Source organism: Sphingobium sp. TA15 (assembly GCF_037101235.1).
GTDB classification, from domain to species: Bacteria; Pseudomonadota; Alphaproteobacteria; order Sphingomonadales; family Sphingomonadaceae; genus Sphingobium; species Sphingobium indicum.
The window spans coordinates 312,501-334,174 of the sequence record NZ_AP025356.1; the positions used below are offsets into that span (position 1 = coordinate 312,501).

Here is a 21,674-nt window from a genome sequence, read left to right on the forward strand (position 1 = left end):
AATACTCGTACATGACCGATAGCGAACCAGTACCGTGAGGGAAAGGTGAAAAGCACCCCGATGAGGGGAGTGAAACAGTACCTGAAACCGGATGCCTACAAGCAGTTGGAGGGCTCTTGAAGCCTGACAGCGTACCTCTTGCATAATGGGTCTGTGACTTAGTGTATCGAGCAAGCTTAAGCCGTTAGGTGTAGGCGCAGCGAAAGCGAGTCTGAACAGGGCGTTTGAGTTCGATGCATTAGACCCGAAACCCGGCGATCTAGGCATGACCAGGCTGAAGGTGCGGTAACACGCACTGGAGGGCCGAACCGTTTAATGTTGAAAAATTATCGGATGAGTTGTGTTTAGGGGTGAAAGGCCAATCAAGCCGGGAAATAGCTGGTTCTCCGCGAAATCTATTGAGGTAGAGCGTCGGATGATTGCCGTTGGGGGTAGAGCACTGGATGGTTGCGGGGGTCGCGAGATCTACCAATACTAACCAAACTCCGAATACCAACGAGTCTAGTCCGGCAGACAGACGGCGGGTGCTAAGGTCCGTCGTCAAAAGGGAAACAGCCCTAACCTACAGCTAAGGTCCCCAAGTCACGTCTAAGTGGGAAAGCATGTGGGATTTCCAAAACAACCAGGAGGTTGGCTTAGAAGCAGCCATCCTTTAAAGAAAGCGTAACAGCTCACTGGTCTAAACAAGAGATCCTGCGGCGAAGATGTAACGGGGCTCAAGACGTGCACCGAAGCTTAGGGTTCAGCACTTTGTGCTGAGCGGTAGCGGAGCGTTCCGTAGGCCGTTGAAGCGGGAGGGTAACCGACCGTGGAGGTATCGGAAGTGCGAATGCAGACATGAGTAGCGATTAAGAGGGTGAGATGCCCTCTCGCCGAAATTCCAAGGGTTCCTGCTTAAAGCTAATCTGAGCAGGGTAAGCCGGCCCCTAAGACGAGCCCGAAGGGGGTAGTCGATGGGAACCACGTTAATATTCGTGGGCCTGGAGGTGTGTGACGGATGGTGCAACTTGTCTGGCCTTATTGGATTGGTCCAGGCAGGGAAACTGTCCCAGGAAATAGCCCCTCCGTATAGACCGTACCCTAAACCGACACAGGTGGAATGGTAGAGTATACCAAGGCGTTTGAGAGAAGTATCCTGAAGGAACTCGGCAAATTGCCTCCGTACCTTCGGAAGAAGGAGGCCCCATCTAAGCGCAAGCTCTGATGGGGGGCACAGGCCAGGGGGTAGCGACTGTTTAGCAAAAACACAGGGCTCTGCTAAGTCGGCTTCAAGACGACGTATAGGGCCTGACGCCTGCCCGGTGCCTGAAGGTTAAGAGGAGGAGTGCAAGCTCTGAATTGAAGCCCAGGTAAACGGCGGCCGTAACTATAACGGTCCTAAGGTAGCGAAATTCCTTGTCGGGTAAGTTCCGACCTGCACGAATGGCGTAACGACTTCCCCACTGTCTCCAGGATATGCTCAGCGAAATTGAATTCTCCGTGAAGATGCGGAGTACCCGCGGTTAGACGGAAAGACCCCGTGCACCTTTACTGCAGCTTCAGAGTGGCATTAGGAAAGAACTGTGTAGCATAGGTGGGAGGCTTTGAAGCCGGGACGCCAGTTCCGGTGGAGCCATAGGTGAAATACCACCCTGTTGTTTTCTGATGTCTAACCTCGCACCGTCATCCGGTGCAGGGACCCTCTGTGGCGGGTAGTTTGACTGGGGCGGTCGCCTCCTAAAGAGTAACGGAGGCGCGCGATGGTGGGCTCAGGACGGTTGGAAACCGTCTGTTAGAGTGCAATGGCATAAGCCCGCCTGACTGCGAGACTGACAAGTCGAGCAGAGACGAAAGTCGGTCATAGTGATCCGGTGGTCCCTCGTGGAAGGGCCATCGCTCAACGGATAAAAGGTACGCCGGGGATAACAGGCTGATGATTCCCAAGAGCTCATATCGACGGAATCGTTTGGCACCTCGATGTCGGCTCATCACATCCTGGGGCTGGAGCAGGTCCCAAGGGTTTGGCTGTTCGCCAATTAAAGTGGTACGTGAGCTGGGTTCAGAACGTCGCGAGACAGTTTGGTCCCTATCTGCCGTGGGCGTCGAAATTTGAGAGGAGTTGACCCTAGTACGAGAGGACCGGGTTGAACATGCCTCTGGTGTACCTGTCGTCCTGCCAAGGGCGCAGCAGGGTAGCTATGCATGGACGGGATAACCGCTGAAAGCATCTAAGCGGGAAGCCTCCCTCAAGATAAGATTTCTTCGAGCGGTCGTAGACCACGACCTTGATAGGCCGGATGTGGAAGTGCGGTAACGCATGGAGCTAACCGGTCCTAATTGCTCTGTTCGCGCTTGAATGCTTCTCCAAAGAAGCGAGTCCCACCATCAATGACAACACTGGAATAAACAAACCAGCGTCAAAGATGCGGTGATCACCCTCATGCCAGACATCATATCTCAAGTGCACGGCACCGATTAAAACCCGAAGCGCAAGCTCTATTGCTTGGTGACCATAGCGTCTGTGACCCACCCGATCCCTTCCCGAACTCGGACGTGAAACCAGTCTGCGCCAATGGTACTGTGGCTCAAGCCCCGGAAGAGTAGGTCGTCGCCAGGCATTATAGCTCGCGCTCCATTAAACCCATTCGCATGTCCATGCGCTCAACAGCGCAATGCACGCCACAACGCGCAATCCAAAGAACAACCACCACAATCCGCAATATCAACACGCCCGGTCTTCACCAAGGTCGACGAAGCGCTGAAAGCTCTGTCGGCCGCCAAAGACGCGGCCCCATCATTGTCAGATGCGCACCGGAGCTTGTGCTCAGAAACAGCAGCGCGGCCAGCCGCAAATTCCGGCATGGTCATGTCCGCCGCCGGGTTCTCCATAACCAGCCTGCGCGGCAGCCCGCCTTCGGGCTAGGTGAAGATCAACAGGATCAGGCCCGCCAATCTCACCCGATCCTGGCTGCCGGATGTTGATGCCAGCCTTCATTTTTCGCATCCTCTTTCCGGGAGGATGCCCAATTGCGCATTCCTGTGCGAATCCCATGCCGATCGTAAAGTCCCACTGGAAATATAATGCAGCTTCGTGCGATAGCCGCCCCGGCAACAGCGAGTACGGTGCGGATGACGGATCGAGCGGGTGAGGGGGTGGGCCACAGCCATCCGCAGGAGAAGTTGTCTCTCCTGACATTGGGGGCGCTGGGCGTGGTGTTCGGGGATATCGGCACGTCGCCGCTCTACGCCTTGAAGGAGAGCTTCGTCGGCCACCATCCGCTGGCGGTCGATTCCGCTCACATCTACGGCGTCCTGTCGCTGGTCTTCTGGACCATGACGCTGATCGTCACGGTCAAATATGTGTTCATCATCATGCGCGCCGACAATCATGGCGAGGGCGGCAGCATGGCGTTGCTTGCCCTCATCTCCCGCAAGCTGGGGGAGAGCCGATGGACGCCGACCATCGCCATATTGGGCGTGCTGGCGGCGGCGCTATTCTATGGCGACGCCATCATAACCCCGGCCGTATCCGTGCTCTCGGCGGTGGAAGGGCTGGAGACGGTGAATGACGGTCTAACGCCTTTCGTCCTTCCCATCGCCATCGTCATCCTGACCGGGCTGTTCCTGATCCAGAAACATGGCACCGCCCGGGTGGGGGCGCTGTTCGGGCCCATCATGGCGGTTTATTTCCTGGTGTTGGCGGCGCTGGGCATCCTCAACATCGCGCGCCATCCAGGGATCGTCGCCATCGTCAATCCCATGTGGGCCATCCATTTCTTCGCGCTGGATGCGAAGCTCGCCTTCCTGGCGTTGGGATCGGTGGTGCTGGCGGTGACGGGGGCGGAGGCGCTCTATGCCGATATGGGCCATTTCGGGCGCAAGGCGATCAGCATAGCCTGGCTCTACGCCGCCTTCCCCTGCCTGCTGCTCAACTATATGGGGCAGGGCGCCCTGCTGCTGGACCTGCCCGCGGCGGCGGAAAACCCCTTTTTCCTGCTCGCGCCGGAATGGGCGCGGCTGCCGCTGGTCATATTGGCCACGATCGCCACGGTGATCGCCAGCCAAGCGGTGATTTCCGGCGCCTTCTCCGTGACGCAGCAGGCGGTCCAACTCGGTTTCCTGCCGCGCCTCAAGATCGCGCATACCAGCGCTGCGGCGGCGGGGCAGATCTATGTGCCGCTGGTCAACTGGGCGTTGCTGTTCCTGGTCGTGCTGCTGGTGCTGGGTTTCCAGTCGTCGAGCAACCTGGCGGCGGCCTATGGCATCGCCGTCACCGGGACCATGGTCATCACCACCTGCATGATGGCGGTGCTGACCTTCAGCGTATGGCGCTGGAACCGGCTGCTTGCCGCTGGCGTGACGGGGCTGTTCCTGACGGTGGACGGCGCCTATTTCCTGTCCAACGCAACGAAGATCCCCGACGGCGGCTGGTTCCCCCTATGGGTGGCGGCGGTGGTGTTCGTCATCCTGACGACCTGGTCGACCGGGCGGAAGATCATGAACTTCTATCTGCTGGAAGGGGCGATGGATGTCGAACTGTTCATCCAGTCCGTCTCCGGCTCCCTGAAGCGCGTGCCTGGCACGGCGATCTTCCTCAATTCCCGCGTCGAGGGCGTGCCGCCCGCGCTGCTGCACAATGTAAAGCATAACAAGATATTGCATGAGCGGGTGATCATCCTGACCGTGCGGACGGAGGGCGTGCCCCACCTGCCGCTGACCGGCCGTTCGGAAGTGACGGACCTGGGGTCCGGCTTCTACCGCGTGGTGCTGCGCCACGGTTTCATGGAGGAGGTCGACATTCCCGCCGCGATGAAGGCCGTCGAGGGCTGCGGCGGCCCCATCAACGTCAGCCAGACCAGCTATTTCCTCAGCCGCCAGACCCTGATCCCGTCGGAGAAGCCCGGCATGGCGATCTGGCGCGAAAAGCTGTTCGCATGGATGATGCGCAATGCGGTGACGCCGATGGATTTCTTCAAGCTGCCGACGAACCGCGTGGTGGAATTGGGATCGCAGGTCGAAATCTGATCCCCCCTTTGCATTTTCAACTTCACGCCGTCATTTTCGCAAAGGCAAGGCGTGGAAATCGCATGCGAAATGATCCACTCCGCGTCTGATGCCCGTCATTGTGGGAAATTGTCCTGCACGGCGCCATGGGGCCAGCCACGGAGGAACCGATGCGGCGCCGTCTTTGCGAATGGGGGACAGCTTTTATCCGGCGCGATCCGATCTCCTGCTGCGCCGGAGGGAGGTTTACGGCAGAGGGGGATTGATCCTTTGTCGTGACCCGAACGTTTCACCCAATAGAGGAGACAAGGCGACCCGATGACCGATACGTGCGCTCGCATCAACGCCATCGGGTGCGCCGTGCCCGCGCTGGACATGCATGGGCCGTTCATCCGATGGGCGACCGGGCAGTTGGACGATCCGCGAGAGCGGCGGATGTTCCAGCGCATGGCGGAGCGATCCGGCATCGAGCATCGCTGGTGCGCGCTGCCGCCGACGGCGGAGGGCGGGTCGCCGGTCGACCCTGGCGGCTTCTACGCGGGGGATAGGCCGCCGACCTCGCTGCGCATGCGCTGCTACGCCGATCATGCGCCCCGCCTGGCGATGGAGGCGATTGCGCGGTTGAAGGCGCTGGTGCCCCTCGACGGGATCAGCCATCTGGTGGTGGCGAGCTGCACCGGCTTCGTCGCCCCCGGCATCGACCAGATCATCGCCGAACGTCTGGGGTTGGAGGGGGTCGAGCGCACATTGGTCGGCTTCATGGGCTGCTATGCCGCCGTCGCGGCGTTGCGGACGGCGCGGCACATCGTCCGGTCGGAGCCCGATGCGCGGGTGCTGGTGGTGACGGTCGAACTGTCTTCCCTGCATTTCCAGCCGGAACGGCAGATCGAGCGGCTGCTGATGATGCTCCAGTTCGGGGACGGCGCGGCCGCCGCGCTGGTGACGGGGGAGGGCGCTGGCGTCGCCATCGACCGGCCCTTCTCGCTCAACCTGCCGGATTCGGCGGAACTGATCCGCTGGGACATAGGGGATAGCGGTTTCGTCATGCACCTGTCCGGAGAGGTGCCGGCGCGCATCCAGGCGGCGCTGGGCGATCCCTCGGTGCGCCGCCGCCTGTGGGGAAGCGACGATATGGCCGGGATAGACCGATGGGCGGTGCACGCAGGCGGCCGGTCGATCCTGGACGCGGTGGAGCAGGGACTGGAGCTTGGCCGCGATGCCCTGGCGCCTTCCCGCGCCGTGCTGGCGCGGTTCGGCAACATGTCTTCCTCCACCCTGATGTTCATCCTGCGCGACATGATGGAGGGTGCGGGGCAGGGGGTGGCGCTGGCCTTCGGGCCGGGACTGGCGGCGGAGGGGTTCCGCTTCGAACGACTGGCATGACGGCGCGCCTGCCCGCTCTGGTCGTCGGTGGCGGACCGGCGGGCGCGGCGGCGGCGATCGCCCTGGCGCGGGCGGGGACGCAGGTGCATCTCATCGACCGCCAGGGCGGCCCGCATGATGGCGTGTGCGGCGGCTTCCTTGGCTGGGATGCGTTGGCGGCATTGGCCGATCTGGGCGTGGACGCGTTCGCGCTGGGCGCGCGGCCGATCCGGCGGTTGCGGCTGCTGGCGGACGGCCGGCGCATGGAACTGCCGCTGCCCCATGTCGCGGCGGGCCTCTCCCGACGGGTGCTGGACGAAGCGCTGATCGGTCGCGCGGCGCAGGCGGGAGCGGTCGTCCAGCGAGGCAGGGCGGTGCGCGCCGCCGACCCCGCAGCGCGCTCGATCCGCTTCGACGATGGCGGGCAATTGGCCGGTGACGCGCTGTTCCTGGCGACGGGCAAGCATGAATTGCGCGGATTGGCCCGCGATCTCGCCGGCTGCCGGGAAGCGCCCTGCGTCGGGCTTCGCGCAACCCTGTCCGGCAGCGCTGACTTGGCGGGCGTGATCGAGATGCACCTGTTCGACGGCGGCTATGCCGGCCTGCTGCTGCAGGAGGATGGCGCCGCCAATCTCTGCCTTTCCGTTGCGCGGGACCGACTGTCGGATGGCGTCCCCGCGATGATGCGGGCGATCATGGCGCAGGCGCCCCATCTGGCCGAGCGCATGGGTGGAAAGATGCCGCCCTCTTTCGATGCGATTGCCGGCGTGCCCTATGGCTGGCGCGCCGCTGCGAGCGTGCCGGGCATTTTCCGCATCGGGGATCAGGGCGCGGTGATCGCTTCCCTGGCCGGCGACGGCATCGCCATCGCCCTCCACAGCGGGACCAGCGCGGCGCAGGCCTATCTGCGGGGCGGGCCGCAGGCGGCGATGGGCTGGCAGGGCCAATGGCGCCGCCGCAGTCGGCGGCCGCTGGCCATTGCCGAAGCCTTGCGCCGCGGGGCGGCGGGGCCATGGGGGCGCGGGCTGCTGATGCGGTTGCTGGGCCTGATGCCGGGGCTCGGCGTTCAGGCCGCGCTGCTCACCCGCATATCCGCTCCACGCACAGGCGGAAGGAAAAGCGGCGCACGATCCGCACATCGTCCAGGCTGATGCCCGCCTCAGGCAACAGCGCCGCCCAGTCGCCGGGGCGGAAAGACCGGGCGATGGACAGCCGGCCATCCTCCCGCACGATGCGGTGGACGCGCAGCAGGCGGGCGAGCAGCGGAAAGCCCCAATAGGAAAAGCCATGCCGGTGCAGGTCGCAGACCAGCCAGCCCATCCGCGCCTCCGCCTCCATATGGCGCAGGAAGGTCATCAACTGCGCATCCGTCATATGGTGCGTCACCTGGCTGGAGATGATGAAGTCGAACCGTTCCGGCTGGTCCAGATAGTCCCCGGCGCGATAGTCGATGGCGAGGTCGGGCGGAGTCGCGTGGCGGGCCGCGGCAAGGCTCTTTTCATTGAGGTCGACGCCGATCAGTTCGGCCTCTATCCCGCGCCTCCTGGCCCAGCGGGCGACCGCGCGCAGGACGTCGCCGTCTCCGAAACCGACGTCGAGCAGGCGGAAATGCCGGGCCGAACCGATGGCGCGGTTGAGGAAGGCGATGGCGGGCCAGGCGGTGAAGGTCCAGCGGTTCACGCGGGCCAGGTCGTGCAGCACGCGTTCATAGACGGCGGGGTCCAGGTCCGGCGCGTCCATCTGTTCTTCCTGCCTCGAACGGATCGAAAGGTCGGCCATATGCCCTCTCTTCTCTCCGGCATCATAGCATATTTTCATATCTTCATGGGCGCGGAGGCGCCGTTGATCCGGCAGTCGCGTCCAAAGCCTTGACGGAAGGTCGATTTGCTACCGCCAGCCGAGACCGAGCGCCTTTTGCAACGCTATGTAATCCGCCGTCATTGCCGCCGTTCCCTGCGTCAGCGCCTGCGCTGCCGCCAGGCTCTGCCGCTCCGCGTCGAGAAGCTGGATGCGGGTGGCCGTTCCCGCCTCGAAACGCTGGCGCACCAATGCGGCGGCGCGGTCCGCCGAAGCCTTCGACCGGGCGGCGCTGGCGACGCTCAGCCGCCGGGCGCCGAAGCGGGAAAGCGCATCCTCGCTGTCGCGCAGGGCATTGAGCACCGCCTGCCGATATTGCGCCGCCGCCTCGTCCCGCGCGCCTTCGGCCTGTCCCACACGGGCGGCGTTGCGGCCGAAATCGAGGAAGCTCCAACTCAGCCGCGGCATGGCGATGGCCGCCAGCGTGTCGAGGTCGACCAGATCGCCCGGATCGGTGCCGCCGATGCCGATCAGGCCCATGAAGCTGAGGCTGGGAAAGCGCGCAGCCTCCGCCACGCCGATCCTGGCGGTGGCGGCGGCGAACCGGCGCTCCGCCGCCCGGATGTCGGGACGACGCCTGAGCAGCGCGGCGGGATCGCCGACCGCCACCTGCGCCGGAGGCAGCGGGACCGGGGCGGGCGCGGCCAGCATGGCGTCGAGCGCGCCGGGCGCCTCCCCGGCCAGCGTGGCCAAGGCGTTCAGATAGGCGTCGCGCTCCGCGCTGAGCGGCAGCAGCGCGGCGTCGCTCTGCTCCAGTTGGTTGCGCTGCTGTTCCACCTCCAGGGCGGAAGCGGTCCCCTGGGCGTGGCGCTGCTCCGTCAGGCGCAGCATCTCGCGCTGCCGGGCGGCCGCCTGCTGCGCCAGCGCGATCCGTTGCTGCCGGTCGCGCAGATTGACATAGGCCTGCGCGATTTCAGCGGTCAGGCTGACCTGCGCGTCCGCGACATTGGCCTGCGCCGCCTCAACCTCAGCCCTCGCCGCCTCCATCCCGCGCCGCCGGCCACCCCACAGGTCGACCTCCCAACTCGCGTCGAAGCCCAGATTGTAGAAATTGAGCGACTGGCTGTCTCCGCCCTCCGAACTGTCTTCCTCCGAACTGCCCAGGTCGACGCCGGGCACGGTCGCATGGACGTATAGGGCGGAGGCGTTGACATTGGGAAGGGCGTTGGCGCGCTCCGTTCGCAGCGAGGCGCGGGCCTGCCGCACCCTTGCCTCCGCCACGGCCACGCCGGGATTGGCGGCAAGCGCGCGGCTTTCCAGCGCGTCCAGCACCGGGTCGCCCAACGCCGTCCACCAGGCTGCAGAGGCGGGAGCCTGCGCGCTGGCGTCGGTGGGCGCCCTGGCGAATTGGGCGGCGGGGCTGACCGGCCTTGCGGCTTCCGGTCCATGATAATCCGGCCCCGCGGTGCAGGCGGCGAGCGCCAGCAGGGCGAGGATGGCCGAAGGAAGGACGGTCTGGGGGAAACGCATGGAACCAGCCTCAATGCATCGCGACCGCTTGCCCCTTGGGCAAGGGACGCAGGAACAGCACCAGCGGCAATACGGCGATGATGCCGACCGCCAGCATCGTGAAGATGTCATTATAGGTCATCACCAGCGCCTCCCGCTGGATCGTGCCGGACAATGACCGAAGCGCGGCGTCCTGCCCGCCCAGCGAATGGGCGAGACCACCGATATAATCCTGCACCTGGCCGCTATTGGCGCTCAGGCTTTCCTCCATGCGGCGGCTGTGCAGCCAGCTTCGCTGGTCCTGGATGGTGGCGATGCCCGCCAGCGCCAGCGACCCGCCCAGGTTGCGGACGGCGTTGAACAGCCCGGCGGCATCGCCCGCATCCTCGCGCGGGACCGATGCGATGGCCGCCTGGTTGAGGAAGAGGAAACCGAACACGCTGCCGATGCCGCGCAGCAATTGCGACTCGACGAAATCATGGCCGACCGCCTGATTGGTCAGCACCGTGTCGACCCAGCAGCTCGTCGCCATGATGAGCAGCCCGGCGCCCACCGCGATGCGGATGTCGAGGTGCCGGATCAGCAGGGGGGTGAGCGGCATCAGCATCAGGCTGGGAATGCCCGACAGCAGGACGATCCGGCCCGATTGGAGCGCGTCATAGCCGGCGATCGCCGCCAGGAACTGCGGAATGACGAAGGCGGTGCCGTAGAGCATCATGCCGATCACCAGCCCCATCAGCGCCACGGCGCCGAATTGCCGGTCGAGCAGCAGTTTCAGCCGGATGACCGGCCTTTTCGCGAAATATTGCCCGGCGAACAGCAGGATGAAGCCGACGCCGGAGACGATCGACATCAGGACGATCTCGCTGCTCTGGAACCATTGTTCCCGCTGCCCTTCCTCCAGCACGATGGTAAGGCCGCCCAATCCCAGCGCCATGCCCGCGATGCCGAGCCAGTCGGCCTGCCGGAATTCGCTGAGGCGCGGCTTTTGATGCGGCATCGTCGCCAGCAGCAGGGTGATGAGCAGGATGCCCACCGGCAGGTTCAGGAAGAAGGCGTAATGCCAGCTTATATTCTCCGTCAGCCATCCGCCGACCAGCGGGCCGAGCACCGGCCCAAGAATGGCGGTGACGCCGAACAGCGCATTGCCGATCGGCTGCTGCGAACGGGGGAGGCGCGTGGCGATGATGGTCATCGCCGTGGGGATCAGCGCGCCGCCGGTAAAGCCCTGTCCGACGCGGCCGATGACCATGGTGGTCAGATCGCCGGCCACGCCGCACAACATGGAAAAGCCGGTGAAGAGGAAGGCGGCGGCGAGCAGCAGGGTGCGCAACCCCAGCAGCCGTTCCAGCCAGGCGGCGAGCGGGATGATGATGATTTCCGCGACCAGATAGGATGTCGCGATCCAGGTGCCCTCCGTCCCGCTGGCGCCGATTTCGCCCTGGATGGTGGGCAGCGCGGAATTGACGATGGAAATGTCCAGCGTCGCCATCATCGCGCCCAGGCTGCCCGCGATCACGGCCAGCCATGCGGCGGTGTCGGCGCGTTCGGGCTGGGGCGGCGCGGCCGAAGCGGCGGTTGCGTTCATCGGCCGATCCGGGCGTTATGCCGCTCCTGCTCCCGGCGGATCTGCGCGGCGGCGTTCCGGGCCGAACGGGTGTCGACGGACACTTCGACGGACATGCCGGGCACCAGCAGCTTCCGGGTTTCGGGTCCGGCGCTGACGGCGATGCGCACCGGGATGCGCTGGACGATCTTGGTGAAATTGCCGGTGGCGTTCTGCGGCGGCAGGACCGAAAACTGGGCGCCGGTGCCGGGCGCGATGCTGGCGACCCGCCCCGGCAGCTCCACGCCGGGCAGCGCGTCGACCTCGATCTTCACCGGCTGGCCGACGCGCATCAGGCCCAGTTGCGTTTCCTTGAAATTCGCCTCGACATAGAGGCTGGCCTTCGGGACCAGCGTCATGAGGCGGCTGGCGGCCTGAACGAACTGGCCCTGCCTGACGCTTTTGTCGCCGATCCGCCCGTCCGCGGCCGCCCGCAATATCGTCGCCTCCACATTGGTGCTGGCGGCCGAAAGCTGCGCGCGCGCCGCCTCGCCCTGCGCTTCCGCCTGCCGCACCTGCGTCTGCAGGGTGGCGATCCGCTTCTGCGCGCTGGTCAGCGTCGCCCTGGCGGCAGCGGCCCTTGCCCGCGCCTGGATTGCCTGGTTCTGAAGCTCCGACAGGCGCTCGCGGGTTTCAGCCCCGCTCGCCGCCAGCGGGCGATAGCGCTCCACCTCGCTCGCGGCGAAGGCGGCATTGGCATTGGCGGCGTTCAGATCGGCCTCGGCCTGGGCGATGGCGGCGCGTTGTTCCGCGATCTGGGCGACGACGCCTGCAGCATTGGCCCTGGCCACATCGATCTGCGCCACGGATTGGGCCGCCTGCGCCCGATAGTCGCGGGGGTCGATCTGCACCAGCGGCTGGCCTGCCCTCACATCCTGGTTCTCCTCGACGAAGACGCGGTCGACATAGCCGGACACCTTCGGCGCGACCGTGATCGAATCGGCCTGGATATAGGCGTCGTTGGTCGATTCCTGATATTTGCCGAAGGTTTCGAAGCGGATGAACCACAGCACGCCGCCCCCGATCAGCGCCAGCGCCGCAATCAGCAGGATCAGGCGCGTGCGCGGGCTCTTGAGCGCGGAGGGGCGGCTCTGGCCCGAGTCGTCGCCATGGGGGGAGGAAGAAGCCACTGTCTCAGAATTCATGGAGGGAACCCGCTGATCTCTATCCCGTTCCTATGCTCGCGCTTGCACTATAGCGCAACACCATTTATTGAGGTTCCTCATGAATGGCGCCGACGAACAGCTACTGACCGACCTTTTTCGGGTCATCACGCTGATCCGCCGGTCTTTCGACCGCGCGATGACGGAGCAGGGCGCGTCGCTCGCCCAGACCAAGATATTGATGTGCATTAAGGCGCAGATGGGAATGGCGCGCGCCGCCGACGTGGCCGAAATCATGAACCTTGCGCCCCGCACGGTGACGGAGGCGCTGGACGGGCTGGAGCGCGAAGGGCTGATCCAGCGAGTGCCGGACAAGGAGGATCGGCGGGTGAAGCGGCTTGCCATCACGCCCGCTGGAGAGGCGGCGGTGGCCGTGACGGAACCCCTGCGGGTGGAATTGGGGGCAAGGCTTTTGAACGCCCTGACGCCGTCCGACAGGCGGCATTTTCATGCTGCGCTGCAAAAATTACTGCAGGGACTGGCTGACGCCTGACCTTTGATCCGCGCGATATTCTCTGTTATCATCGCCTGGTCGACCGGCATAAGCCCGGCGGCAGGGGAGAGTGCGATGGAGCGTATGCATTACAGCATGTGCCAATGCAGCGTCGGGTTGCTGAGCCTGTGCAGCGCATCGGCCCTGGCGTTGACCGGCACGCTCTATATCCTGCTCCACTGATCGCCTGCGGGCGAGCATCGGCAAGGCCGCGCCGCATCGTCGAACGCGGCGCGCAAGCTGAATATCAGTCCTTTTCCACCTGGCCCACGTCCCGCACCGCGCCGCGCGCCGCATTGGTGGTGAGCGCCGCATAGGCCCGCAGGGCTGGGGAAACATTGCGCTTGCGACCGAGCGGCTTCCACGCCTTCGCGCCGCGCCCCTCCATCTCCGCCTTGCGGGCCGCGATGACGGCGTCGTCCAGGTCCAGCCTGATGACGCGATTGGGAATGTCGATGAGGATGGGGTCGCCGGTCGCGACCAGCGCGATCAGCCCGCCCTCGGCCGCTTCGGGCGACACATGGCCGATGGAAAGGCCCGACGTGCCGCCGGAAAAGCGCCCGTCGGTGATGAGCGCGCAGGCCTTGCCCAGCCCCTTCGACTTCAGATAGCTGGTCGGATAGAGCATTTCCTGCATGCCCGGCCCGCCCTTCGGCCCTTCATAGCGGATGACGACGACATCCCCCGCCTTTACCTCATTGCCCAGGATGCCGGCGACCGCCGCATCCTGGCTTTCATAGACGCGGGCCGTGCCGTGGAAGGTCAGGATGGACTCGTCCACCCCCGCCGTCTTCACGATGCAGCCTTCCGGCGCGATATTGCCGAACAGCACGGCCAGCCCGCCATCCTTGGAGAAGGGGTGTTCCGCGCTGCGGATCACGCCGGTCTCGCGGTCGGTGTCCAGTTCCTCCCAACGGGCGTTCTGGCTGAACGCCTGGGTGGTGCGGACGCCGCCGGGGGCGGCGCGGAAGAAGTTGCGGACCTCCTCGCTATTGGTGCGGCCGATGTCCCAGCGGTTGAGCGCGTCGCCCAGCGTCGGCGCATGGACGGTCGGCAGGGTCGCGTCGACCAGCCCGGCGCGTTCCAGCTCGCCCAGGATCGCCATGATGCCGCCCGCGCGATGGACGTCCTCCATATGCACGTCATTCTTGGCCGGGGCGACCTTGCAGAGGCAGGGAACGCGCCGTGACAGACGGTCGATGTCGGCCATGGTGAAATCCACCCCGCCCTCATAGGCGGCGGCGAGCAGGTGAAGCACCGTGTTGGTCGACCCGCCCATGGCGATGTCCAGGCTCATCGCGTTCTCGAACGCGGCGAAGGTGGCGATGTTGCGGGGCAGGGCCGACGCGTCATCCTGCTCGTACCAGCGCTTGGCGAGGTCGACGATGGTGCGGCCCGCCTCCAGGAACAGCTTTTCGCGGTCGGCATGGGTGGCCAGCGTCGACCCGTTGCCCGGCAGCGACAGCCCCAGCGCTTCGGTCAGGCAGTTCATCGAATTGGCGGTGAACATGCCGGAGCAGGAACCGCAGGTCGGGCAGGCGGACCGCTCGATGACCTTCACTTCCTCGTCGGTATAGCTGTCGTCGGCCGCGACGACCATGGCGTCGACCAGGTCCAGCGCGACGGTCTTGCCGCGCAGCTCGGTCTTGCCGGCCTCCATCGGACCGCCCGAAACGAAGATGGTCGGGATGTTGAGGCGCATCGCGGCCATCAGCATGCCGGGCGTGATCTTGTCGCAGTTGGAGATGCACACCAGCGCGTCGGCGGTGTGGGCGTTCACCATATATTCGACGCTGTCCGCGATCAAGTCGCGGCTGGGCAGCGAATAGAGCATGCCGTCATGGCCCATGGCGATGCCGTCGTCGACCGCGATGGTGTTGAATTCCTTGGCGACGCCGCCCGCCGCCTCGATCTCCCTCGCGACAAGCTGGCCCAGATCTTTGAGGTGCACATGCCCCGGCACGAACTGGGTGAAGCTGTTGGCGATGGCGATGATGGGCTTGCCGAAATCCTCGTCCTTCATGCCGGTGGCGCGCCAGAGGCCGCGCGCGCCCGCCATGTTGCGGCCGTGGGTGCTGGTGCGTGAACGATAATGCGGCATGGGTCTGTCCTCGGTTCCTCTCCGGCCCGCCTTACGCCATTGGGGACAGGTTGTGAAATATATTGCGGGCACGCTATAAGGTCGCAGGATGAATGAATGACATGGACCTGCGCCAGCTCAACCATTTCCTCGCCGTGGCGGAGGAACTGCATTTCGGCCGCGCCGCCGAACGGCTGGGCATGACCCAGCCGCCGCTCAGCCAATCCATCATGGCGCTGGAGCGCGAACTGGGCGCGCCTCTCTTCACCCGGACCAAGCGGCAGGTGGCGCTCACCCCCTTTGGACGGCAATGGCTGGAGCATGTCCGGCCCGCCGTGGGGGCCGTGGCCGACCTGGCTGCCGCGGCGCGGCGGCTGCGGGCGGGGACGGTCGGGCGGCTCGCCCTCTCCTTCGTCAGTTCGGCGGACTACAGCATCCTGCCCGCGCTGGTGCGGCGCTATGCCAATGCCTTTCCCGACGTCGACATGACGCTGATGGAAGCGACGAGCGACGTGCAGGTGGAGGCGCTGGTCGAAGGGCGGACCGACGCCGGGCTGCTGATCCCGCCCGCGTCCGGCCTGCCCGCCGCCATCGATTATCGCCCGTTGCTGCGCGAGCCGCTGGTCGCCGCCGTGCCGGAGAATTGGGCGAAGGACGGCCGCCTGCTGGTGGAGGAGGGCAGGCTGGCCGGAGAGAGCTGGCTCGACCAGCCGTTGCTGCTTTTCCCGCGCCACGTTTCGCCCACCTTCCACGACCTGATCGTCGATCATTATCGGGTCAGGGGGCGGGAGCCGCATGTGCGCCAGCGGGCGATCCAGATGCAGACGATCATCAGCCTGGTGTCCGCCGATATGGGATTGGCGCTGGTCCCTGCGTCCCTGCGCAACCTCGCCCGGACGGGCGTGCGCTACCTGCCGCTGGCCGGCCCCGCTCCCCTGCTGGAAACCGGCCTGGCATGGCGCCGGTCGGACGAGGCGCCGACGCTGCGCGCCTTGCTGGGCATCGCCCTCGATATGGCCGAGGGCTGACCGCCTTACCGGACGACGGCGCGGGTATAAAGGTGCCAGGTCGCATAGCCCAGCACGGGCAGCACCACCGCCAGCCCCACCAGCGCGGGCAGGGCGCCCAGCACCAGCAGCGCCACCACGATCAGGCCCCAGGCCGCGACCGTCACCGGATTATGCCATGCCACGCGGCAGGATGTGCGCACCGCGACGCCCCAGTTGACCGGCTTGTCCACCGCCATGGGAAAGGAAACGACGCTGACCGCCAGCGTCAGCAGGGCGAAGCCGAAGCCGACCAGATTGCCGACCACGATCATACGCCAGCCCTGCGACGTGCCGAACAGGGCCGAAAGGAAAGCGCCCGGGGAGGATGTCGACCCAGGCACATTTTCCAGCGTCGCATGATAGATGAACCAGGCCGCCGCCATCCACGCCATGAACAGCAGCGCCAGCACGCAGGTCAGGTCGAACAGGGCGGAGCCGCCCGGCTTGCGGATCACGTCCAGGAAATGGCGCCAGCGGGCGTCCAGCCCCGCCTCCCGCCGCCGCGCCAGTTCGTAGAAGCCGCTGGCGAAGGCTGGCCCCAGCAGGATCGCGCCCGCCACCAGCGGGAAGATCAGCGGCAGGATCGACATCTGGCTGGCGGACATGATCGCCAGCGCGACAATGATCGGATAGATGAAGCCGATGAACAGCAGATCGCCCCTTTTGGCGAGGAAATCGTCCCAGCCCTGGCGCAGGGCGATGCGCAGATCGTCGAACGTGATGGTGCGGACGGAAATATCTTTCCCGGCGGACGCCGCCTGGGACGGGTGAGCCATTGCCATGGTGCGCTCTCCTGACCGAACGCCATGAAGCCCTTTATTCCGATCTGTCCTCTGTCGGGACATGCGCGCCTTCCGGGCGAGCATCTCTCGGCATGAGGGATGCGCCTCATGGCCAATGGCGGCATCCTACACCCGGAACACCGCATCCGCCAGTCCCTCCGATCCCGGGCCGCAACGACATTTCCGCCTTCGCTCATGGGTGGTCCTGAACCGTAACGCATAGCGTTCTTCTCGGCCATCTTTGCGAAGCGGGTTAACCCATGGCAATGAAAATCTGTTTTCGGAACCGGGACAAGGAACGGGAATCCCCTCCTCGCGCTTATCGGTGAACAGGCGGACAGGAGCGATCATGGACAAGAGCCGCAGGAGCACGCGAACGCCCTGCACGCATATCGTCATCACGGGCGCGTCGAGCGGCATAGGCCAGGCCACGGCGGAGGCTTTCGCGGGCCGGGGCGCAAAGCTGGTTTTGGCGGCGCGGGATGGCGAGGCGCTGGAAGCCGTGGCGGAAAGGTGCCGACGGGCCGGCGCGGGGGTGCTGACCGTGCCGCTCGACATCGCGGATGCGGAAGCGGTGCGGCAACTTGCCCAGTCGGCGCGCGATTTTTGCGGATCGATCGACCTCTGGTTCAGCAATGTCGGCGTCGGGGCCGTCGGCAAGTTCGTCGACGTCCCGATCGAGGCGCATGAACGGACGATCCGCTCCAACCTCATCGGCCATATGAACGATGCCCATGCGGTGCTCCCGGTCTTCATGGCGCAGCGGCATGGGATCTTCGTCAACATGATCTCGCTCGGCGGATTGACCGGCACGCCCCATGCCGCCGCTTATGGGGCGAGCAAATTCGGCCTGCGCGGCTTTTCGGAGGCACTGCGCGCCGAAATGACGGAATGGCCGGACATCCATATCTGCGACGTCTATCCGGCCTTCGTCGACACGCCCGCGCTGCGCCATGCCGGCAATTATACGGGCAAGGCGCTGACCGCTCCACCGCCCATGCTGGACCCGAGGAGGGTGGTGGCCGCCATCGTCGGCCTGGCCGACCGGCCCCGCGACAGCGTGCTGCTGGGGGCGCCGACCTGGTTCGTGCGGTTCGCCCATCCGCTTGCGCCCTCGCTGCTCAGCCGGATCGGGAATCTGGCCTTCGGGCGCTACTTCGCCTCGGCGGAACGCGCGCCGGTCTCGCGGGGCAATCTGTTCGATCCGCCTCGGGACAGCGGCGGCATCGATGGCGGCTTTCGCAAGCCCGCGCCGGAACGGCGGAGGGCGGTTCTGTCGGCGGGCGCAGGCGTGGCGGCCGGGGTTCTGCTCCTCGGCCTGCTGTCGGCGCGACGTTCGTTCGGGCGATAGCGGAATGACGGCGCCCCTGGATTGCCTGGTGGTGGGCGCAGGCCCAGCCGGCCTGACGGCGGCCATTTATCTCGCCCGCTTCCATCTCAGGATCGCTATCGTCGACGCGGGCAACAGCCGTGCCGCGCTGATCCCGCATACCCGCAATCATGCAGGCTATCCGGGCGGCATATCGGGCCGGGAACTGCTCGCGCTGATGCGTCGCCAGGCGGCGGAATTCGGCGGCGAGGTGACGGAAGGACTGGTCACGGGGCTGGAGAAGGACGGCGACATTTTCCTGGCGCATGTCGAGACCGGGGCATGGCAGGCGCGCAGCGTGCTGCTGGCGACCGGCGTGGTGAACAACGCGCCGCCCATGTCGCCCGACATTCACGATGCGGCGCTGCGGCAGGGCTTGTTGCGCTATTGCCCGATCTGCGACGGATATGAAGCCACGGACCGGCGCATCGCCGTCATCGGGACGGGCGAGCGCGGCGCGAACGAAGCGATGTTCCTGCGCACCTATTCGGCCGACATCAGCTTGATTTCACCCCAGGGAGATCATGAACTGTCCGCCGACCAGAGGATAAGGCTGGAGGAGGCGGGCGTCGCGTTGGTGAACGGCCCTTGCGAACCCCTCCGCATCGAGGGCGAGCGCATATTGGTGCCGACGCCGAACGGGGCCGAAGCCTATGATACGGCCTATCCCGCGCTTGGATCGATCATCCGGTCGGAACTGGCGATGATGCTGGGCGCCGAAGCCACGGACGACGGCTGCCTCGTCGTCGACGACCATCAGCGCACGAGCGTGCCGGGCCTTTACGCCGCCGGCGACGTCGCCAAGGGCCTGGATCAGATCAGCCACGCCATGGGTGAGGGCGGCGTCGCCGCCACCACGATCCGCAACGACCTGGCGGCGAGGATTTCGCTGCTTCGATAGGCTGGCCTATCGCCCGGACCCGTTTTGCGCCGCGGATGAACCCGAAGACCCTTGCGTCGCCGTGGGACTGTCGGCGGCGGAAACGGCGCCCCGCGTGCTGGTCTCTCCATCCGTCATGGCGGTGCCGGGGCCTTCGCCGGGAATGCCGTCCGGCACGGTGCCGGCGGTCGTGTTGCTGGGCGCGAAGTTGGAATCGCCGGAATCGGTCTGATCGGATGGCGCGCATGCGGCCAGCGCGACAAGGAGAAATGCGGGAGCGGCCATTTTCATCGCTTCATTACCCTCTGATGACTGTTATTCTGCAACGGCCCAATTTCAGGGCCGTTCCCGCAAATCCGCCTCCATATAAAACTATATCAGCCCGCGCCGCCGGGTCGGACGGCGGAAAATGACAGAGGTGACACTTTACCGAGTTCCGGCCATGTGCGCCAAAGTGTCACGGCTGATTTCGGGGAGGGGCGCGGAATGGGCCATTCCTGCGACATCGCCGGCATAATGACCGCTGAGCGATATAAATTTGCCTATGTCGTGAAAAGTGCCGGCGAAATCCCGCGCCCGTCGGGTAAAGTGTCATCCGTGCTTTTTGTTGGAGGATCGCCGCAGAGGGGATTCACACGGACTCAGCATGTGCTAGATTCCGCATATGTTCTACCAGCCCGATCTCTTCGAGCAATCTCCGCCGCCATCCAGCCCGTCATCGCGACGCGGGGCGGCCGCGCTTCCGGACCTTGTCGAACGCATATCGACCGTATCGAAACGGCCGCGCTATGCATTGCTGGTGCTGAAGCTGATCGCGCAGGAAGCCGGTTCTCATGACAGCGTCGGTCCCTATGTCGGAAGCGGCAAGGGGAGGGTGCCGGTGCGCGACTGGCTTTGCCAGGCGCTCGCGCCCCTTGCGCAACGGGATTGTCGGCGGCGCGCCATGATCGACGCGGTGCGCGCCGATCTCATCTCGCGGGCAGGCATGGTCGACCCGGAAGAGATGGAACGCCGGCTCGAACAGGAGGTCCGGTCGCGGATCTTGCGGTCCGGCCGGACGAATGTGAGCCGGGTCGTGTCCGACCTGGTCCGCGCCGGCCTGCTGCGCCGCCACTATCAGGGGTATCGGGTCGATCATCCCAATCGCGGCGCCCAGCGCGAAGCCGTCTATACGATCACGGCCGAGGCGAAGCGGGCGCTCCAGCGCCATTGAGGGACATGGGATGACCGGAGTTCAGCAATCCTCGTCTGGCAGGCGTCCGGTTCTTGCCATTGAGGGGCGGAACTCCCATCGTCTCCCTCCCGTCCGCACATTGTCGGGATTTAACATAAGATATATTATCGGTCTTATTGCAAGGCGAGGGTGGATTCTATCTCGAAGTGCGAAATCCTTGGTTTTATAGGGGTTTGATCCCCTTTCCAGGAAGGCACGATATGGAAGGCTATCAGCATCTGGGTCTGGATGAGCGACGCGATATTTATCGACTGATCGGAACCGGACGCACAGTGAAGCAAGTTGCAGATGCGCTGCGACGACATCCTTCGACGATTTATCGAGAGATCAAGCGCAACCGGCATTTTGATGAAGAACCGCTGTTCCGAGGATATTTCCCGACTGCAGCGCAGACCATGGCCAGCAATCGTCGCGTGCGCGGAGGCAAGATTGCTCGCCAGCCGGAACTCGCCGCCTACATTGCTGATCGCTTGTTGGCGGCCTGGTCGCCAGAACAGATTGCAGGTTATCTTCGGCGTCATCGCGGTCAGCGGGAGGCGGTGTGCCACGAAACCATTTACCAGTATGTCTACGGCGCTGAGGGACGGCACCATAAGCTTTGGCGCCATCTGCCAGTTGCCCGCCGTTCGCGCCGGCAACGTTATGGCCGAAAGCCGCGCGGTCTCCATATACCCGTGGCAAATACGATCGGCGCGCGGCCGCAGGAAATCGCGGATCGCAGCAGTTTCGGCCACTGGGAAGGCGATCTCCTGATCTTCAGGAGAGAATATGGCAAAGCGAACCTCACCTCGCTGGTTGAGCGCTGTAGCCGCTTCACCTTCCTGACGCGTAATCCGAGCCGGCATTCTGCCGGTGTCATGGCCGGCATCGATCGGCATTTACGCGACATGCCGCCTCCCCTCCGGCGCAGCATCACCTTCGATCGAGGCACGGAATTTGCTGCCTTTGCGACCCTGCGGAACAGGCTCGGCATCACCAGCTATTTCTGTCTTCCCTCAGCGCCCTGGCAAAAAGGCGGCGTGGAAAATTGCAACGGGCGGATACGGCGCTTCCTACCCTCCGACACCGACCTGGCACTGCTCTCAGACAGGGAAATCCAGGCCGTTGCCGATCGCCTCAACAGCACACCGCGCAAGTGCCTGGGCTATCGCACCCCGCATGAGGTTCTGGGGGAGCAAATCGCCCTCCTCAAAGCCGGATAAATTTGGCCATCCGGGGTGGGGCTCGCCCCACCCCGGATGAAATGCTACGCATCACAACGGGTGTCGCACTTCAAATCGAAACCGCCCGATGACGAACAGGCAATTGTGGTTGGCAAAGAAAATGCCCTGCCCCTTGCGGGACAGGGCTTTCGCGGCCTGGATGAG

Annotated in this window: 16 protein-coding genes and 2 rRNA genes (1 of these 18 only partly in view); 11 read left to right on the plus strand and 7 right to left on the minus strand. The window is 64.9% G+C overall.

Annotation, left to right across the window (positions count from 1 at the left end; all coding sequences use genetic code 11):
- From Sj15T_RS18640 to Sj15T_RS18660, 5 genes are all read left to right on the plus strand, one after another.
- Nucleotides 1–2,336, plus strand: a 23S ribosomal RNA gene (locus Sj15T_RS18640); it begins 460 nt to the left of the window's first position.
- Nucleotides 2,337–2,481: 145 nt separating this feature from the next.
- Nucleotides 2,482–2,596, plus strand: a 5S ribosomal RNA gene (gene rrf, locus Sj15T_RS18645).
- 512 nt (nucleotides 2,597–3,108) lie between these two features.
- A complete protein-coding gene (locus Sj15T_RS18650) occupies nucleotides 3,109–5,004 on the plus strand; it encodes a potassium transporter Kup (protein WP_025160872.1) in 1,896 nt (631 codons plus the stop codon).
- Between the two features lie 297 nt (nucleotides 5,005–5,301).
- Nucleotides 5,302–6,366, plus strand: a complete 1,065-nt coding sequence (locus Sj15T_RS18655) for a type III polyketide synthase (protein WP_013053845.1) — start codon at nucleotides 5,302–5,304, stop codon at nucleotides 6,364–6,366.
- Nucleotides 6,363–7,496, plus strand: a complete 1,134-nt coding sequence (locus Sj15T_RS18660; RefSeq protein WP_013053846.1) for an FAD-dependent monooxygenase — start codon at nucleotides 6,363–6,365, stop codon at nucleotides 7,494–7,496. The genes Sj15T_RS18655 and Sj15T_RS18660 overlap by 4 nt, the downstream gene beginning before the upstream one ends.
- Here the strand turns inward: Sj15T_RS18660 and Sj15T_RS18665 are convergent.
- The 4 genes from Sj15T_RS18665 to Sj15T_RS18680 all read right to left on the minus strand — a co-directional run bounded on the left by Sj15T_RS18665 (nucleotide 7,426) and on the right by Sj15T_RS18680 (nucleotide 12,387).
- On the minus strand, nucleotides 7,426–8,124 hold the full coding sequence (locus Sj15T_RS18665; RefSeq protein WP_041386816.1) for a methyltransferase domain-containing protein: 699 nt from the start codon (nucleotides 8,122–8,124) through the stop codon (nucleotides 7,426–7,428). The two genes, Sj15T_RS18660 and Sj15T_RS18665, sit on opposite strands and share 71 nt — an antisense overlap.
- A gap of 108 nt (nucleotides 8,125–8,232) precedes the next feature.
- Entirely contained in the window at nucleotides 8,233–9,672 is a 1,440-nt protein-coding gene (locus tag Sj15T_RS18670) for an efflux transporter outer membrane subunit (RefSeq protein WP_013053848.1), read from the minus strand.
- Nucleotides 9,673–9,682: 10 nt separating this feature from the next.
- Nucleotides 9,683–11,239 carry a DHA2 family efflux MFS transporter permease subunit gene (locus Sj15T_RS18675; RefSeq protein WP_013053849.1) on the minus strand — a complete coding sequence of 519 codons (1,557 nt, stop codon included), beginning with the start codon at nucleotides 11,237–11,239 and terminating at the stop codon, nucleotides 9,683–9,685.
- A complete protein-coding gene (locus Sj15T_RS18680) occupies nucleotides 11,236–12,387 on the minus strand; it encodes an HlyD family secretion protein (RefSeq protein WP_013053850.1) in 1,152 nt (383 codons plus the stop codon). Before Sj15T_RS18680 ends, Sj15T_RS18675 begins: the two co-directional genes overlap by 4 nt.
- A gap of 94 nt (nucleotides 12,388–12,481) precedes the next feature.
- Between Sj15T_RS18680 and Sj15T_RS18685 the strand changes: the two genes are divergently transcribed.
- Nucleotides 12,482–12,913, plus strand: a complete 432-nt coding sequence (locus Sj15T_RS18685; RefSeq protein WP_007688033.1) for a MarR family winged helix-turn-helix transcriptional regulator — start codon at nucleotides 12,482–12,484, stop codon at nucleotides 12,911–12,913.
- 247 nt (nucleotides 12,914–13,160) lie between these two features.
- Here the strand turns inward: Sj15T_RS18685 and ilvD are convergent, their stop codons facing one another.
- A complete protein-coding gene (ilvD, locus tag Sj15T_RS18690) occupies nucleotides 13,161–15,014 on the minus strand; it encodes a dihydroxy-acid dehydratase (protein WP_007688035.1) in 1,854 nt (617 codons plus the stop codon).
- A 101-nt stretch (nucleotides 15,015–15,115) separates the two neighbouring features.
- Between ilvD and Sj15T_RS18695 the strand changes: the two genes are divergently transcribed.
- Nucleotides 15,116–16,021, plus strand: a complete 906-nt coding sequence (locus tag Sj15T_RS18695; protein WP_020817728.1) for a LysR family transcriptional regulator — start codon at nucleotides 15,116–15,118, stop codon at nucleotides 16,019–16,021.
- A 5-nt stretch (nucleotides 16,022–16,026) separates the two neighbouring features.
- On the opposite strand, the gene Sj15T_RS18700 is transcribed toward Sj15T_RS18695, so the two are convergent.
- Entirely contained in the window at nucleotides 16,027–16,824 is a 798-nt protein-coding gene (locus Sj15T_RS18700; protein ID WP_007688037.1) for a DUF2189 domain-containing protein, read from the minus strand.
- A 349-nt stretch (nucleotides 16,825–17,173) separates the two neighbouring features.
- Here Sj15T_RS18700 and Sj15T_RS18705 point away from each other — a divergent pair, with 349 nt between their 5' ends.
- Together Sj15T_RS18705 and Sj15T_RS18710 are read left to right on the plus strand one after the other, a co-directional pair.
- The gene (locus tag Sj15T_RS18705) at nucleotides 17,174–18,175 is read left to right on the plus strand and encodes an SDR family oxidoreductase (protein ID WP_013053852.1); all 1,002 of its coding nucleotides are present in this window, start codon (nucleotides 17,174–17,176) and stop codon (nucleotides 18,173–18,175) included.
- A gap of 4 nt (nucleotides 18,176–18,179) precedes the next feature.
- Nucleotides 18,180–19,094 (plus strand): NAD(P)/FAD-dependent oxidoreductase, encoded by a 915-nt coding sequence (locus tag Sj15T_RS18710; protein WP_013053853.1) that lies wholly within the window; start codon nucleotides 18,180–18,182, stop codon nucleotides 19,092–19,094.
- A 6-nt stretch (nucleotides 19,095–19,100) separates the two neighbouring features.
- Here the strand turns inward: Sj15T_RS18710 and Sj15T_RS18715 are convergent, their stop codons facing one another.
- Nucleotides 19,101–19,358, minus strand: coding sequence for a hypothetical protein (locus Sj15T_RS18715; RefSeq protein ID WP_253720766.1), 258 nt, complete (start codon nucleotides 19,356–19,358; stop codon nucleotides 19,101–19,103).
- 379 nt (nucleotides 19,359–19,737) lie between these two features.
- Between Sj15T_RS18715 and Sj15T_RS18720 the strand changes: the two genes are divergently transcribed.
- Both Sj15T_RS18720 and Sj15T_RS18725 read left to right on the plus strand, forming a co-directional pair.
- Nucleotides 19,738–20,286 carry a hypothetical protein gene (locus Sj15T_RS18720; RefSeq protein WP_007688040.1) on the plus strand — a complete coding sequence of 183 codons (549 nt, stop codon included), beginning with the start codon at nucleotides 19,738–19,740 and terminating at the stop codon, nucleotides 20,284–20,286.
- 221 nt (nucleotides 20,287–20,507) lie between these two features.
- Nucleotides 20,508–21,509 (plus strand): IS30 family transposase, encoded by a 1,002-nt coding sequence (locus Sj15T_RS18725; protein ID WP_013039050.1) that lies wholly within the window; start codon nucleotides 20,508–20,510, stop codon nucleotides 21,507–21,509.
- The last annotated feature ends 165 nt before the right edge of the window (nucleotides 21,510–21,674 follow it).